The sequence below is a fragment of the Pseudomonas sp. RT6P73 genome, from assembly GCF_054897715.1.
In genome coordinates, this window is sequence record NZ_JBUBUV010000002.1 from 1,760,967 (window position 1) to 1,775,895 (window position 14,929).

A 14,929-nucleotide genomic window follows, 5' to 3' on the forward strand; every position below is an offset into this window, starting at 1 on the left:
AGCCTCTCTGCTTTGCTCTGATCGAGTGAGCGATGTTCATTTGCCCTGGTGGTGACTATTGACAGAATTAGTCACTTGATTAAGCATGGCGCATCCGCTACCGAGAGGTCTTTATGATCCAGTGCCGCCGCATGTCACTCATTTTCATTGTCTTGTTGCCGTTTGCCCTGGCGGCCTGCAACGAGGCCACGCCTGCCGATCCTCGTCTTCAAGTGCCCTTGGTGCGCACCGGCGTGGTTCAACCCTCCGCGCCTGCGGCACGGGTATTCACCGGTATCGTCGCGGCTCGAGTTCAGAGCGATCTCGGTTTTCGGGTGCCAGGGAAAGTCCTGGAGCGCTTGGTGGACGCTGGGCAGAGTGTCAAACGTGGGCAGCCACTCATGCGCATCGATGCCAACGACCTGACGCTGACCGCGAGGGCGCAGCAGGAAGCGGTGCTGGCCGCTATGGCCCGAGCCCGACAGGCCTCCGATGATGAGCTTCGCTACCGTGATCTGGTGTCCGTCGGAGCGGTATCTGCCTCAGCTTACGCAGGGTTCAAAGCGGCTGCCGACTCGGCGAAGGCCCAACTCAACGCTGCCCAAGCCCAGGCTGATGTGGCGAAAAACGCGACCGGTTACTCGACGTTATTGGCGGATGCTGATGGGGTTGTGGTGGACACCTTGGCTGAGCCGGGGCAGGTGATTGGCGCAGGTCAGGTGGTGGTGCGTGTTGCTCACTCAGGGCAGCGCGAGGCGGTGATCCAGTTGCCCGAGACGTTACGCCCTGCTTTGGGATCTTCGGGGACGGTTGAGCTATACGGCCAGCACCAGACTGCAGGTAAAGCGCGTTTACGCCAGTTGTCCGACTCTGCCGACCGACAGACCCGAACGTTTGAAGCGCGTTATGTACTGGAGGGGGCGCTCTCCAACGCCACCCTGGGTTCGACGATCTCAGTGGTTATCGCTGACACGGATGTTGCTGATGCCAAGGAATTGCAGGTGCCCATCGGGGCCCTCTACGACGCGGGTAAAGGCCCGGGTGTCTGGGTAGTTGAGGGAGAACCGCAGCATGTGGTGTGGCGCCCGATCAAGGTTCTCAGCCTGAATAACGAGGCCAGCGTGCGCGTGACGGGTGATCTCCAGGTGGGTGATCGTGTCGTCGCATTGGGTGCGCACTTATTGAATGAGGGAGAGAAGGTCAGGACTGAACTTGCCGCCACGCAAAAAACGGTGGTTGAGGTGAGTCGATGAGCGGCTTCAATCTGTCGGCGCTGGCAGTACGCGAGCGCTCAATTACCCTGTTTTTGATCCTGCTGATTTCTGTGGGTGGGTTGTACGCCTTCTTCAAACTGGGGCGTGCGGAAGACCCCGCATTCACCATTAAACAAATGACGGTGGTCACCGCCTGGCCTGGGGCGACGGCCCAGGAGATACAGGACCAGGTAGTAGAAAAGCTGGAAAAACGCATGCAGGAACTGCGTTGGTACGACCGGACCGAGACCTTTACCCGGCCCGGCTTGGCATTCACCACGGTTTATCTGCTCGATAGCACGCCGCCCTCAGCCGTCCAGGAGGAGTTTTACCAGGCGCGCAAGAAAATCCTGGATGAACAGAAGGGGTTGCCGTCTGGGGTGATCGGCCCGATGGTCAATGATGAGTATTCGGATGTCACTTTCGCGCTCTATGCGCTCAAGGCCAAGGGCGAGCCGCAACGTCTGTTGGTGCGCGAAGCCGAGAGTTTGCGCCAGCGTCTGCTGCATGTGGCGGGTGTGAAGAAGGTCAACATCATCGGTGAGCAGGCCGAGCGCATTTTTGTCGAGCTGTCCTACGAGCGTCTGGCGACACTGGGCATTTCCGCTCGAGACATCTTCAGTGCGTTGAACACGCAGAACATGATAACGCCGGCCGGCTCAGTTGAAGCGAAGGGCCCACAGGTTTTCATCCGCCTGGATGGCGCGTTTGATGACCTGCAGAAGATTCGTAATACCCCACTGACGGTGCAGGGCAGAACCCTCAAGTTGTCCGATGTGGCTGAGGTCAAGCGCGGTTATGAGGACCCTGCGACGTTCCTGGTACGCAACAATGGTGAGCCCGCATTGTTGCTCGGCGTGGTCATGCGCGATGGCTGGAACGGTCTGGATCTGGGGAAGTCGCTGGAGGCCGAGGCGACAGCGATCAACGAGCAGATGCCTTTGGGCATGAGCCTGATCAAGGTCACGGATCAGGCGGTGAACATTGGTGCCTCCGTCAACGAGTTCATGGTGAAGTTTTTCGCTGCCCTGGGCGTGGTGCTGCTGGTGTGTTTTCTCAGCATGGGCTGGCGTGTCGGCGTCGTGGTTGCCGCGGCGGTACCGCTGACCCTGGCCGCCGTGTTCATTGTCATGGCGGCCACGGGCAAGGACTTCGATCGAATTACCTTGGGCTCGTTGATTCTGGCGCTGGGGCTGCTGGTGGACGATGCAATTATCGCCATTGAAATGATGGTGGTGAAGATGGAGGAGGGCTACGACCGAATCAAGGCCTCCGCTTATGCCTGGAGCCACACAGCCGCGCCGATGTTGTCGGGTACGTTGGTGACGGCGATCGGTTTTATGCCCAACGGTTTTGCCAAGTCGACCGCCGGTGAGTACACCGCAAATATGTTCTGGATCGTTGGTATTGCGCTGATCACTTCCTGGGTGGTGGCCGTGGTGTTCACCCCTTACCTGGGCGTCAAGCTGCTTCCGCAGATCAAAGTGCCTGAAGGCGGGCATACGGCGATTTACGGTACACCGAACTACCAGCGTTTCAGGCGCCTGCTGGGCAGTGTGATCCGCCGCAAAGGCCTGGTGGCTACATCCGTCGTTGGCTTGTTTGTTGTTGCGATTCTGGGCATGGGCGTGGTCAAGAAGCAGTTCTTTCCAACGTCCGACCGGCCGGAGGTGCTGGTTGAGGTGCAGATGCCTTACGGCACGTCGATCGAACAGACTGATGTGGCCGCGGCCAAGGTCGAGGTGTGGTTGGCTCAGCAGCCGGAGGCCAAGATCGTCACCGCTTACATTGGCCAGGGCGCGCCGCGCTTCTATTTGGCGATGGCACCTGAGCTACCCGATCCATCCTTCGCAAAAATCGTCGTCCTGACGGCAAATCAGCAAGAGCGTGAGGCGCTCAAGATCCGCCTCAGGCAAGCCGCGGCCGATGGCTTGGCGCCTGAAGCCCGGGTGCGGGTGACGCAGTTGGTATTTGGCCCTTATTCACCGTATCCGGTGGCCTTTCGGGTGATGGGCGCCGACCCCGCGGTGTTGCGAGATATCGCCGCGCAGGTGCGTGAGGTCATGACCGCCAGCCCCATGATGAGGACCGTCAACACCGACTTGGGCGAGCGCACACCGGCACTTCATCTCACGCTGGATCAGGATCGCCTGCAAGCATTCGGCTTGACCTCGAACGATGTCGCACAACAACTGCAATTCCTGCTCACGGGGGTGCCTGTCACCGAGGTGCGTGAGGACATTCGTTCGGTTCAGGTGGTCGCTCGCTCGGCGGGAGAGACGCGTCTGGATCCGTCGAAAATTGCCGCCTTCACGCTGACCGGCGCCCAAGGGCAGCGCGTGTCGCTGTCCCAGGTAGGGGCGGTGGATGTGCGCATGGAAGAGCCCATTCTGCGACGTCGTGATCGTACGCCGACGATAACTGTGCGCGGTGACGTGGCTGAAGGTCTTCAACCTCCCGATGTCTCCAACGCCTTGATAACGCAGTTGCAGCCCATCATCGAAAAACTGCCGGCGGGCTACCGGATTGAGTTTGCCGGCTCGATCGAGGAGTCGGGTAAAGCGAACAAGGCATTGCTGCCGTTGTTCCCGATCATGATCGCGCTGATGTTGCTGACCATCATTATTCAGGTGCGCTCGATGTCGGCAATGATGATGGTGTTCGCCACCGCGCCTTTGGGCCTGATTGGTGTGGTGCCAATTCTGCTGCTGTTCCAGCAGCCGTTCGGGATCAACGCCTTGGTGGGGCTGATTGCCTTGTCAGGGATTCTGATGCGCAACACGCTGATTCTCATCGGACAGATTCACTCCAATAAGCAGGCCGGCCTGTCACCTTACAACGCCGTGGTCGAAGCCACTGTGCAGCGTGCGAGGCCCGTGATTCTCACTGCGTTGGCGGCGATGTTGGCGTTCATTCCGCTGACCCATTCGGTGTTCTGGGGAACGTTGGCCTACACCTTGATTGGCGGTACGTTTGCCGGCACCGTGCTGACCCTGGTGTTCCTGCCAGCGATGTACGCCCTCTGGTTCAAGATCAAGCCTGTGCCCGCGAATGAGCTTGCCGCGAACACTCATGTTGCTTGATACCTGCGTGCCTGGATCGTTTGCTGGTGACTTCGGTGTTTGTGATAAGCCGGAGGCGCTTCGCCTCGCGAATGATGCTCTGACGGAACGTCAAAACGAAAAAAACCCGCCAGAAGGCGGGTTTTTCGGGGGTTTCAGAGATTTTGAAAGCCTTCTCTGGAACCTTGTCTGGCTCCACGACCTGGACTCGAACCAGGGACCCAGTGATTAACAGTCACTTGCTCTACCAACTGAGCTATCGCGGAATAGCGCGTATGTTACTGATTCAAAAAGAGAAGTCAAGCGTCTGTTAACAACTTGATGGATTCATCGAGACGGACGGTGGTTTATCGGCCATGGGCGGTTACCAGAATCGCCTCAGAGGTCTACCATGGCCGCCCGGAAGTGGTTACACGCGCTGCCGGCCATTCGCCGAAAAGGTACGTGCCATGAATCACCCAATCTTCACCCCTAAAGACAATGGGGTGTTCGCATGAGCATCGCTCAGATCAGCCTGCCCAAAGGTGTCGGCCCGCACGCCGAGAAGCTGTTCGACGCAATCACTCAGGCCAGCACCGCTGACGATTTGAACCGCGCGGGCGGCAAGGCTGAAGGTTTCGTCCTCGGTCTGGAAAGCGCCAAAGCGATCAAGAGTCAGGTCGCCGAATCGCTCTACGTCGCCTATGACGACGCCGCCACTCAACGTGCCACCGAACTGGCTTAACCGCCGAACGTGACCGTGGCGAGCATCAGTTTGGCGTACAGCATCGTGGCGGCCAGTTGCACCAGCCACAAGGCCAGGCCGCCGAGGAATACGCCAGCAGCCACTTGTAGTACCAGGTTGTTACCGCGTTTGGCCGGGGCGCGGGGGGTGAAATCATTCAAGTCGTCCAAGTCATCGCGCTCAGCGCGCAGGTCATCGTTTTTCATGTGGGCTCTCTTCAGAATTCTCAGGTGTACACATAATCTGTAGGAGCGAGGCTTGCCCGCGAAGGCGTCCTCTCTGACGCTCAAAGCTTCGCGGGCAAGCCTCGCTCCTACAGGTGCATCGTTGTGTGGAGTTTAGAGGGCGCCGATAGCGCTTTGACACTTATCTGCGACAAATAAAAACGGGAAGCCAAAAGGCTTCCCGTTTTTCGTATCACGCAACGACTCAGATCACCGCAACGATGGCCTTGGTCACCGCGTCGATGTTGCTCTGGTTCAACGCCGCCACGCAGATGCGGCCGGTGTCCAGGGCGTAGATACCGAACTCGGTGCGCAGGCGGGTGACTTGCTCAACGGTCAGGCCGGAGTAGGAGAACATGCCGCGTTGACGACCGACGAAGCTGAAATCACGCTGTGGCGCTTGCTTCGCCAACTGCTCAACCATCTGGATGCGCATGCCGCGAATCCGCAGGCGCATTTCAGCCAGTTCTTCTTCCCATTGAGCGCGCAGTTCCGGGCTGTTCAGCACGGCGGCGACGATGCTTGCACCGTGGGTCGGCGGGTTGGAGTAGTTGGTGCGGATCACGCGTTTGACTTGCGACAGCACGCGCGCGCTTTCTTCTTTCGATTCGCTGACGATCGACAGGGCGCCCACGCGCTCGCCGTACAACGAAAAGGATTTGGAGAACGAGCTGGAAACGAAGAACGTCAGGCCCGACTCAGCGAACAGACGCACGGCAGCGGCGTCTTCGTCGATGCCATCGCCAAAACCCTGGTAGGCCATGTCGAGGAACGGCACGTGACCTTTGGCTTTCACCACGTCCAGAACGTTTTTCCAGTCCGCCGGGCTCAGGTCCACGCCAGTCGGGTTGTGGCAGCACGCGTGCAGCACAACGATCGAACCGGACGGCAAGGCATTCAGGTCTTCCAGCAGGCCGGTACGGTTAACGTCGTGGGTCGCAGCGTCGTAGTAGCGATAGTTCTGAACCGGGAAACCGGCGGTTTCGAACAGCGCGCGGTGGTTTTCCCAGCTCGGGTCGCTGATCGCCACGACAGCGTTCGGCAGCAGTTGCTTGAGGAAGTCGGCACCGATTTTCAGCGCGCCAGTACCGCCAACGGCCTGGGTGGTGATGACCCGGCCTGCAGCGATCAGCGGCGAGTCGTTGCCAAACAGCAATTTCTGCACGGCCTGGTCGTAGGCGGCGATGCCGTCGATTGGCAAGTAGCCACGGGAAGCGTGTTGAGCGACGCGAATCGTCTCGGCTTCGACAACGGCGCGCAGGAGTGGAATTCGCCCCTCCTCGTTGCAGTAAACACCGACCCCCAGGTTGACCTTGGTGGTACGTGGATCGGCGTTGAATGCTTCGTTGAGGCCCAGGATTGGATCGCGTGGTGCCATTTCGACAGCGGAGAACAGGCTCATTTTTGCGGCGGCTCTGAATGGAGTGTGGAGGGACGTGTCGCGCTCCAGCCGAATGCACTAGAGCGGTGCACAAACGGGGAGCTAGTATAGAGGCCATCTGCGATTGATGGCGACAGACGATTCGGCTTTTAGGTTAAGTTTTTTCGATTATTTTTCGACCATTAGTCGAATGTCGGCATCAAAGACTTCAAGGGATGTAGGACGTTTGCCTTGAAAGCGCGGGCAATCGGCACCACATTGAGCACAATCCAGTTTTTTCCTCGGGCGACGTGCGTCGTTTGCGGCCTTTCTCGTTGCTGCCGGTTTGACCGCGCTGGCGCGATACCCTGCTTCGAGAATCGAGAGGTATACATGTCTGAATTCCAGCTAGTCACCCGCTTTGAGCCCGCCGGCGATCAGCCGGAAGCCATCCGCCTGATGGTCGAGGGCATCGAAGCCGGCCTGGCGCACCAGACGTTGCTCGGTGTGACCGGCTCGGGCAAGACCTTCAGCATCGCCAACGTGATCGCCCAGGTCCAGCGTCCAACCCTGGTGCTGGCGCCGAACAAGACCCTGGCCGCGCAGTTATACGGTGAATTCAAGGCGTTCTTTCCGAACAACGCCGTCGAGTACTTCGTTTCCTACTACGACTACTACCAGCCCGAAGCCTACGTCCCGTCGTCGGACACCTTCATCGAGAAAGACGCCTCGATCAACGACCACATCGAGCAGATGCGGCTGTCCGCGACCAAAGCGCTGCTGGAACGCAAAGACGCGATCATCGTCACCACGGTGTCGTGCATCTACGGCCTGGGCAGTCCGGAAACCTATTTGAAGATGGTTCTGCACGTGGATCGCGGCGACAAGCTCGATCAGCGCGCGTTGCTGCGCCGCCTGGCAGACTTGCAATACACCCGCAACGACATGGATTTTGCCCGGGCGACGTTCCGGGTGCGCGGCGATGTGATCGATATCCACCCGGCGGAATCTGACTTTGAAGCGATCCGCATCGAACTCTTCGACGATGAAGTCGAGAAAATTTCCGCCTTCGATCCGTTGACCGGCGAAGTCACCCGTCAGTTGCCGCGCTTCACCTTCTATCCGAAAAGCCACTACGTGACGCCACGGGAAACCCTGCTCGGCGCCGTTGAAGGGATCAAGGTCGAGTTGCAGGAGCGCCTGGATTACCTGCGTTCCAACAACAAATTGGTGGAAGCGCAGCGTCTGGAACAGCGCACTCGTTTCGACCTGGAGATGATCCTCGAACTGGGTTATTGCAACGGCATCGAAAACTATTCGCGCTACCTGTCGGGCCGTGATTCCGGCCAGGCGCCGCCAACGTTGTTTGACTACCTGCCGGCCGACGCCTTGCTGGTGATCGACGAATCCCACGTCAGCGTGCCGCAGGTCGGCGCCATGTATAAGGGCGACCGGTCCCGTAAAGAGACGCTGGTGGAATACGGATTCCGCCTGCCATCAGCGCTGGATAACCGGCCGATGCGTTTCGACGAATTCGAAGGCATCAGCCCGCAGACGATTTTCGTCTCGGCAACCCCGGGCAATTACGAGGCGGAACACGCCGGTCGCGTGGTCGAGCAACTGGTGCGCCCGACTGGCCTGGTGGACCCGCAGATCGAAATCCGCCCGGCGCTGACCCAGGTCGACGATTTGCTTTCGGAAATCGGCAAGCGCGTGGCGCTGGAAGAGCGGGTGCTGGTCACGACCCTGACCAAACGCATGTCCGAAGACTTGACCGATTACCTGGCCGACCACGGCGTGCGCGTGCGTTACCTGCACTCGGACATCGACACCGTGGAGCGGGTCGAAATCATCCGCGATTTGCGTCTGGGCACCTTCGATGTGTTGGTGGGGATCAACCTGCTGCGTGAAGGCCTGGACATGCCGGAAGTGTCGCTGGTGGCGATCCTTGATGCGGATAAGGAAGGTTTCTTGCGTTCCGAGCGCTCGCTGATCCAGACCATTGGCCGTGCGGCGCGTAACCTCAATGGCCGGGCGATTCTCTACGCGGATCGCATCACCGGTTCCATGGAACGGGCGATTGGCGAAACCGAGCGTCGTCGCGACAAGCAGATCGCGTTCAACCTGGCCAACGGCATTACGCCCAAAGGGGTGTTCAAGGACGTGGCCGACATCATGGAAGGCGCCACCGTACCGGGTTCACGCAGCAAGAAGCGCAAAGGCATGGCCAAGGCTGCCGAGGAGAGCGCCAAGTACGAAGCGGAATTGCGTTCGCCAGGGGAAGTCGCCAAACGCATCAAGGCGCTGGAAGAGAAGATGTACCAGCTCGCCCGCGACTTGGAATTCGAAGCGGCGGCGCAGATGCGTGACGAAATCACCAAGTTGCGGGAGCGGTTGATTACTGTCTGAGATTTGCGGTGCCTTTACTGGCCTCTTCGCGGGCAAGCCTCGCTCCTACAGTTTTGCGTCGTTCACAAAATGGGTGATCGACGCAAAACCCTGTAGGAGCGAGGCTTGCCCGCGAAAGGGGCGACTCGGTCTTAATGTGCCTCGCCAGCCTTGAGTCCCGCCGGCAACGCCTTGGTCAACAACACCGCAATCATGCTGATCCCCAACGCAATCCCGACAAAGTGAAACGCATCGTTATAAGCCATGATCGACGCCTGCTGATGCGCAATTTCGCTCAGCTTGCCCAGCGCCGCCGTCTCACTGCCGTACCGGTCCGTCATCGACGCCATCCGCTCCGCCACCTGCGCATTGCTCGGCACGATGGATTCACGCAAATAATCAAAGTACGTCTTGGTTCGTGCATCCAGCAAGGTCGCGAGGAGGGCGATGCCAATCGCGCCGCCGAGGTTGCGCAGGATATTGAACAGACTCGACGCCGACCCCGCGTCCTGCGGCAGGATGTAAGCGGTGGCGATCAACGAAATGGTCACCATGATTAGTGGCTGACCCAGTGCGCGGATGATCTGGATCTGATTGAACTGCGGTCCGGCAAAGTCCGGGTTCAGCACCCCTGAAGAAAAACTCGCCAACCCGAACAGCCCGAAGCCCAGCGTGCACAGCCATTTCGGCGACACGTACTTCATCAATTTCGGCACCAGCGGAATCAGAAACAGCTGTGGCACGCCCATCCACATGATCACTTCGCCGATCTGCAAAGCGTTGTAGTTCTGGATTTGCGCCAGGTACAGCGGCAACAGGAAAATCGAGCCGTACAAGCCGACCCCCATCCCGAGGCTGGAAATACTCGATAAACCGAAGTTGCGATTACCCAGGATGCCGAGGTTGATCAGCGGATTGGGCTTGGAAAACTGCACGATTACAAAGGTAATCAGACTGACCAGCGCGATGCTGCCCAGGGTTACGATCAGGTTCGACTCCAGCCAGTCCTTGCGATGGCCTTCCTCCAGAAACACTTGCAAACAACCGAGGCCGACACCAAGCGTGAGGATGCCCATGTAGTCGGTGCTTTTGAGCAATTCCCAGTGCGCTTCTTTCTTCTCCAGGCCGTACATCAGGCCAGCGATCATGATCAGCCCCGGCGGAATGTTGATGTAGAAGATGTATTCCCAGCCCCAGTTTTCCGTCAGCCAGCCGCCCAGCGTCGGGCCGATGGAGGGCGCGAACGTCGCGGTCATGGCAAACATCGCCATACCTTTGGCGCGGTGGTGTTCCGGGAGTTTGATCAGGGTGAGGGTGAATGCCAGCGGGATCAGCGCGCCGCCGGTAAAGCCCTGCAGCGCCCGGAAGATGATCATGCTCTCCAGGCTCCAGGCCATGGAGCAGAGCAGGGAGGCGGCGAGAAATCCGAGCGAGACCCAGACTGCCAGGCGTCGCGCCGACAGCAACTGCACCAGCCACGCGGTCAGCGGGATCATGATGATTTCCGCCACCAGGTAGGAGGTGGAAATCCACGAGCCTTCTTCCAGGGTTGCCGACAGCGCGCCCTGAATGTCCTTGAGCGACGAGTTGGTGATCTGGATGTCGAGCACCGCCATAAAGGCGCCGAGCATCACGCTCATCACCGCAATCCAGTCCCGCCGGGTCGGTTCGCCGACCGGGCGGATCAGTTGATCACCGGCCATCGTTAGGGGCGTCTTTGATGTTCACTTTGGCGGTGACCGACATGCCCGGGCGAATCTTGCCGTGCAGCGGGTTGTCCGCGGCGAAGGTCAGTTTTACCGGAATCCGTTGTACGACTTTGGTGAAGTTGCCCGTGGCATTGTCCGGCGGCAACAGGCTGAACTGCGCGCCCGAGGCGGCGAACAGGCTGTCGACCCGCGCGTCGATCGGCGTGTCGCTGTAGGCGTCGAAGGTCAGCTTGGCCTTCTGGCCGGGCTGCATGTGGCCGATCTGGGTTTCCTTGAAGTTGGCCTGAATCCAGATGTCCTGGTCCGGGACAATCGACATCAGGTAAGCGCCGGCCTGCACGTATTGGCCTTCGCGAGCCGCGCGCTGGCCGATCAAACCGCTGATGGGCGCGTGGATTTCGCTGCGGGTCAGGTTCAGTTCGGCCTGGGCGAGGTCGGTTTTGGCATTGGCGATCATGGCGTCGAGGCGCTTGATCTCGGCGCTCAGGGAGTTCACTTGCTGGCGCTGACTTTGCGCATCGGCCTGGGCCTTGGTTACCTGCGAGCGGGCAATGTGGTTGTCGGCGGAGAGGGTGGTCACCCGTTCTTCCGACACGTATCCGGGTTTGCGCAGGGTTTGTGCGCGGGACAAATCGATCTGTGAACGCCCAAGGCTGGCCTGACTGGAGGCGACTTGCGCCTCGCTGGCGGCAATCAGGCTGGCTTGTTGGGTCAGTTTGCTCTGGGCTTGCAGGCGTTCGGCCTGGCGGGTGGCGAGGGTGGCGTTGGCGCGGTCGACGGCGAGGTGGAAGTCATCGCCTTCGAGCTTGATCAGCAACTGGCCTTTCTCGACGTGCTGGTTGTCCTGCACCAGCACCTGATCGATGCGCGCGCCCAATTGGCTCGAGACACGGGTGATCTCGCCCTGGACATAGGCGTTGTCGGTGCTTTCATAAAACCGCCCCTTGAAAAACCATTGGGCAAAAAAGCCCCCGGCAATCAGCAGGACGATCAGCAGGAAAATAAACAGGCGACGCTTGAGCTGGGCAGGCATGGGGCAGACTGTAGTCGAGAAATTGTAAGGAAAGTTATCAGCAGGCGAATCTGGCATACAGTCGGTAGTGGGTAAATGCCATCGGCTGATAATCCATCATTCATCGCGGCTCAGGCCCGTTGTAGACGCAACCTTGGCTTAAATGCCCTGCTGACTGGAGCCGGGCGGCTGTCGCCTGTTACCATTCGCCCTTTGTTTTATCTTCATTCGAGACTTGCCATGACCACCGTCCGCACGCGCATCGCGCCATCGCCTACCGGGGACCCCCACGTAGGTACCGCTTACATCGCTTTGTTCAACTATTGCTTTGCCAAGCAGCATGGCGGTGAGTTCATCCTGCGGATCGAAGACACCGACCAATTGCGCTCGACCCGCGAGTCCGAGCAGCAGATTTTCGATGCCTTGCGCTGGTTGGGTATCGACTGGAGCGAAGGCCCGGACGTTGGTGGCCCGCACGGCCCGTATCGTCAAAGCGAGCGCGGCGACATCTATCAGAAATACTGCCAGCAACTGGTCGAAATGGGCCATGCCTTCCCGTGCTTCTGCACCGCCGAAGAGCTGGACCAGATGCGCGCCGAGCAAATGGCCCGTGGCGAAACCCCGCGTTACGACGGCCGTGCGCTGTTGCTGTCGAAAGAAGAAGTCGCACGCCGCCTGGCCGCTGGCGAGCCGCACGTGATCCGCATGAAAGTGCCGAGCGAAGGCGTTTGCGTGGTGCCGGACATGCTGCGTGGCGATGTCGAAATCCCGTGGGATCGCATGGACATGCAAGTGTTGATGAAGACCGACGGCCTGCCGACGTACTTCCTGGCCAACGTGGTCGACGACCACCTGATGGGCATCACCCACGTGCTGCGCGGTGAAGAGTGGCTGCCATCGGCGCCGAAACTGATCCTGCTTTATGAGTATTTCGGCTGGGAACAACCAGAGTTGTGCTACATGCCGCTGCTGCGTAACCCGGACAAGAGCAAGCTGTCCAAGCGCAAGAACCCGACCTCGGTGACGTTCTACGAGCGCATGGGCTTCATGCCGGAAGCGATGCTCAACTACCTCGGCCGCATGGGCTGGTCGATGCCGGACGAGCGCGAGAAGTTCTCATTGCAGGAAATGGTCGACCACTTCGACCTGAGCCGCGTCTCCCTCGGCGGGCCGATTTTCGACATCGAGAAACTGTCGTGGCTCAACGGCCAATGGCTGCGTGATCTGCCAGTGGAAGAGTTTGCTTCGCGCCTGCAAACCTGGGCACTCAACCCTGAATACATGATGAAGATCGCGCCGCACGTGCAGGGCCGCGTCGAAACCTTTAGCCAGGTTGCACCGCTGGCCGGTTTCTTCTTTGCCGGTGGCGTGAACCCGGATGCCAAGCTGTTCGAATCGAAGAAACTCTCGGGCGATCAGGTACGTCAGCTGATGCAACTGATTCTGTGGAAGCTGGAAAGCCTGCGTCAGTGGGAGAAAGACAGCATCACCGCGACGATCCAGGCGGTGGTTGAATCTCTGGAGCTGAAGCTGCGTGACGCCATGCCGCTGATGTTCGCCGCGATCACGGGCCAGGCCAGTTCGGTATCGGTGCTGGATGCGATGGAAATCCTCGGCCCGGACCTGACCCGTTTCCGTCTGCGCCAGGCCATCGATCTGCTGGGCGGCGTGACGAAGAAGGAAAACAAGGAGTGGGAAAAACTTCTGGGCAACATCGCCTGATCACCACGGTTCTGTAGGAGCGTTGCTTGCTCGCGAAGAACGATGACGCGGTGTATCAGACACACCGAGGTGTCTCATTCGCCGGCAAGCCTGGCTCCTACAGATCTAGGTATACCCCGGAATTATGGGGGGAGGGCGGTAAGTGATTGTTATGTCGGCAAAAAACTTTGAAATATTTTAAAAATAAGTTTGACAGCCTTCCGATGCGCCATTAAGATTCGCCCCGTCCTCAGCGATGAGGGGCTATAGCTCAGCTGGGAGAGCGCTTGCATGGCATGCAAGAGGTCGACGGTTCGATCCCGTCTAGCTCCACCAATTTACACTTCAAGGTCTGGCCACACCGGCCTTGAAGCGATCAACACTCAGCGTTGATCTGTTGTATAGAAGGGTTTACGTCCCCTTCGTCTAGTGGCCTAGGACACCGCCCTTTCACGGCGGTAACAGGGGTTCGAGTCCCCTAGGGGACGCCAGTTTTACAGAAGCGATGTTGCAAGATGTCGCTCCGCCGCGAGGCGAAAAATCCGGGGCTATAGCTCAGCTGGGAGAGCGCTTGCATGGCATGCAAGAGGTCAACGGTTCGATCCCGTTTAGCTCCACCAATTTTACAGTTCAAGGTCTGGCCACACCGGCCTTGAATCGATCAGCTCTCAGCACTGATCAGTTGTATAGAAGGTTTTGCGTCCCCTTCGTCTAGTGGCCTAGGACACCGCCCTTTCACGGCGGTAACAGGGGTTCGAGTCCCCTAGGGGACGCCACGATTACCCGCTCTGCGGGATTTTATAAGGGTCATTCAATTATTGAATGGCCCTTTTGTTTGTCTGGCGTTTGGCCAAATCCCCCTTTCTTTCAAACTGTTCTTCAGACCAGCGGTCACATCCACGACTTGCGGAAAATTATTATGAGAATAATATTCTAGTCGTAATATTCGGAGGCAACGATGAACGATAAAAAAGCTCAAACCCGCGAACGCATTCTCAAGGCCGCCAGCGCAGCGCTGATTCAGCGTGGCCCGGCCGAACCGAGCGTGGGCGAAGTGATGGGCGCCGCCGGCCTGACGGTTGGCGGCTTCTATGCACACTTCGAAAGCAAGGACGCAATGATGCTGGAAGCGTTCAAGCAACTACTCGGTCACCGCCGTGGCTTGATCGCCGACATGGACGCCGAATTGACCGGCGAAGAACGTCGCGCGTTGGTGGCTGCGTTTTATCTGTCGCGCAAACACCGTGACTCCTCTGAGTCAGCGTGCCCGATCCCGGCGTCTGTCGGTGAGCTGGGTCGCCTGCCGGACGCGTTTCGCGTGGCGTTGAATGAGCATGTGGAAATGATGGTCGCGCAGTTGGCGGCCAGCCCGGAAGACACCGACAAAGCCTTGGCCGACATGGCCTTGATGGTCGGTGGTCTGGCTCTGGCGCGGGCGCTGGGGCCAGGAGAGTTGTCCGATCGATTGCTGCGCGCCGCCAAATCGGCGGTGCTATGACCTGAAGGCATTGGCCTGA

General features: G+C 59.0%; 10 protein-coding genes and 5 tRNA genes. 10 read left to right on the plus strand and 5 right to left on the minus strand.

The window, feature by feature from the left end:
* The first annotated feature begins 113 nt into the window (after positions 1 to 113).
* The gene (locus ACYZT6_RS08630) at positions 114 to 1,232 is read left to right on the plus strand and encodes an efflux RND transporter periplasmic adaptor subunit (protein WP_462026515.1); all 1,119 of its coding nucleotides are present in this window, start codon (positions 114 to 116) and stop codon (positions 1,230 to 1,232) included.
* Entirely contained in the window at positions 1,229 to 4,315 is a 3,087-nt protein-coding gene (locus tag ACYZT6_RS08635; protein ID WP_462026516.1) for an efflux RND transporter permease subunit, read from the plus strand. Before ACYZT6_RS08630 ends, ACYZT6_RS08635 begins: the two co-directional genes overlap by 4 nt.
* A gap of 169 nt (positions 4,316 to 4,484) precedes the next feature.
* On the opposite strand, the gene ACYZT6_RS08640 is transcribed toward ACYZT6_RS08635, so the two are convergent.
* A tRNA-Asn gene (locus ACYZT6_RS08640) sits at positions 4,485 to 4,560 on the minus strand.
* Between the two features lie 227 nt (positions 4,561 to 4,787).
* Between ACYZT6_RS08640 and ACYZT6_RS08645 the strand changes: the two genes are divergently transcribed.
* A complete protein-coding gene (locus ACYZT6_RS08645; RefSeq protein ID WP_131059524.1) occupies positions 4,788 to 5,018 on the plus strand; it encodes a hypothetical protein in 231 nt (76 codons plus the stop codon).
* On the opposite strand, the gene ACYZT6_RS08650 is transcribed toward ACYZT6_RS08645, so the two are convergent.
* Together ACYZT6_RS08650 and ACYZT6_RS08655 are read right to left on the minus strand one after the other, a co-directional pair.
* Entirely contained in the window at positions 5,015 to 5,224 is a 210-nt protein-coding gene (locus ACYZT6_RS08650) for a hypothetical protein (RefSeq protein ID WP_462026517.1), read from the minus strand. The genes ACYZT6_RS08645 and ACYZT6_RS08650 overlap by 4 nt on opposite strands.
* Positions 5,225 to 5,447: 223 nt before the next feature.
* On the minus strand, positions 5,448 to 6,644 hold the full coding sequence (locus ACYZT6_RS08655) for an amino acid aminotransferase (RefSeq protein WP_462026518.1): 1,197 nt from the start codon (positions 6,642 to 6,644) through the stop codon (positions 5,448 to 5,450).
* A gap of 351 nt (positions 6,645 to 6,995) precedes the next feature.
* On the opposite strand from ACYZT6_RS08655, the gene uvrB reads away from it, so the two are divergent.
* On the plus strand, positions 6,996 to 9,011 hold the full coding sequence (gene uvrB, locus ACYZT6_RS08660) for an excinuclease ABC subunit UvrB (RefSeq protein WP_462026519.1): 2,016 nt from the start codon (positions 6,996 to 6,998) through the stop codon (positions 9,009 to 9,011).
* 131 nt (positions 9,012 to 9,142) lie between these two features.
* Here the strand turns inward: uvrB and ACYZT6_RS08665 are convergent, their stop codons facing one another.
* Together ACYZT6_RS08665 and ACYZT6_RS08670 are read right to left on the minus strand one after the other, a co-directional pair.
* On the minus strand, positions 9,143 to 10,693 hold the full coding sequence (locus ACYZT6_RS08665) for an MDR family MFS transporter (RefSeq protein ID WP_462026520.1): 1,551 nt from the start codon (positions 10,691 to 10,693) through the stop codon (positions 9,143 to 9,145).
* Positions 10,683 to 11,732 carry an HlyD family secretion protein gene (locus tag ACYZT6_RS08670; RefSeq protein ID WP_462026521.1) on the minus strand — a complete coding sequence of 350 codons (1,050 nt, stop codon included), beginning with the start codon at positions 11,730 to 11,732 and terminating at the stop codon, positions 10,683 to 10,685. The genes ACYZT6_RS08665 and ACYZT6_RS08670 overlap by 11 nt, the downstream gene beginning before the upstream one ends.
* 219 nt (positions 11,733 to 11,951) lie before the next feature.
* On the opposite strand from ACYZT6_RS08670, the gene gltX reads away from it, so the two are divergent.
* From gltX to ACYZT6_RS08700, 6 genes are all read left to right on the plus strand, one after another.
* Positions 11,952 to 13,433 (plus strand): glutamate--tRNA ligase, encoded by a 1,482-nt coding sequence (gltX, locus tag ACYZT6_RS08675; protein WP_462026522.1) that lies wholly within the window; start codon positions 11,952 to 11,954, stop codon positions 13,431 to 13,433.
* Between the two features lie 239 nt (positions 13,434 to 13,672).
* Positions 13,673 to 13,748: transfer RNA gene (locus ACYZT6_RS08680), tRNA-Ala, on the plus strand.
* A 79-nt stretch (positions 13,749 to 13,827) separates the two neighbouring features.
* Positions 13,828 to 13,903: transfer RNA gene (locus tag ACYZT6_RS08685), tRNA-Glu, on the plus strand.
* 53 nt (positions 13,904 to 13,956) lie between these two features.
* Positions 13,957 to 14,032, plus strand: a tRNA-Ala gene (locus ACYZT6_RS08690).
* A gap of 80 nt (positions 14,033 to 14,112) precedes the next feature.
* Positions 14,113 to 14,188, plus strand: a tRNA-Glu gene (locus tag ACYZT6_RS08695).
* A gap of 182 nt (positions 14,189 to 14,370) precedes the next feature.
* On the plus strand, positions 14,371 to 14,910 hold the full coding sequence (locus tag ACYZT6_RS08700; protein ID WP_008028313.1) for a TetR/AcrR family transcriptional regulator: 540 nt from the start codon (positions 14,371 to 14,373) through the stop codon (positions 14,908 to 14,910).
* Positions 14,911 to 14,929 lie beyond the last annotated feature (19 nt).

What these genes read in the sequence shown, in the direction of transcription:
- ACYZT6_RS08700 (WP_008028313.1), top strand. Translation starts at nt 14,371, where the DNA reads ATGAACGATAAAAAAGCTCAAACCCGCGAACGCATTCTCAAGGCCGCC.
- ACYZT6_RS08665 (WP_462026520.1), bottom strand. Translation starts at nt 10,693, where the DNA reads ATGGCCGGTGATCAACTGATCCGCCCGGTCGGCGAACCGACCCGGCGG.
- ACYZT6_RS08655 (WP_462026518.1), bottom strand. Translation starts at nt 6,644, where the DNA reads ATGAGCCTGTTCTCCGCTGTCGAAATGGCACCACGCGATCCAATCCTG.
- ACYZT6_RS08645 (WP_131059524.1), top strand. Translation starts at nt 4,788, where the DNA reads ATGAGCATCGCTCAGATCAGCCTGCCCAAAGGTGTCGGCCCGCACGCC.
- gltX (WP_462026522.1), top strand. Translation starts at nt 11,952, where the DNA reads ATGACCACCGTCCGCACGCGCATCGCGCCATCGCCTACCGGGGACCCC.
- ACYZT6_RS08630 (WP_462026515.1), top strand. Translation starts at nt 114, where the DNA reads ATGATCCAGTGCCGCCGCATGTCACTCATTTTCATTGTCTTGTTGCCG.
- ACYZT6_RS08650 (WP_462026517.1), bottom strand. Translation starts at nt 5,224, where the DNA reads ATGAAAAACGATGACCTGCGCGCTGAGCGCGATGACTTGGACGACTTG.
- ACYZT6_RS08670 (WP_462026521.1), bottom strand. Translation starts at nt 11,732, where the DNA reads ATGCCTGCCCAGCTCAAGCGTCGCCTGTTTATTTTCCTGCTGATCGTC.
- ACYZT6_RS08635 (WP_462026516.1), top strand. Translation starts at nt 1,229, where the DNA reads ATGAGCGGCTTCAATCTGTCGGCGCTGGCAGTACGCGAGCGCTCAATT.
- uvrB (WP_462026519.1), top strand. Translation starts at nt 6,996, where the DNA reads ATGTCTGAATTCCAGCTAGTCACCCGCTTTGAGCCCGCCGGCGATCAG.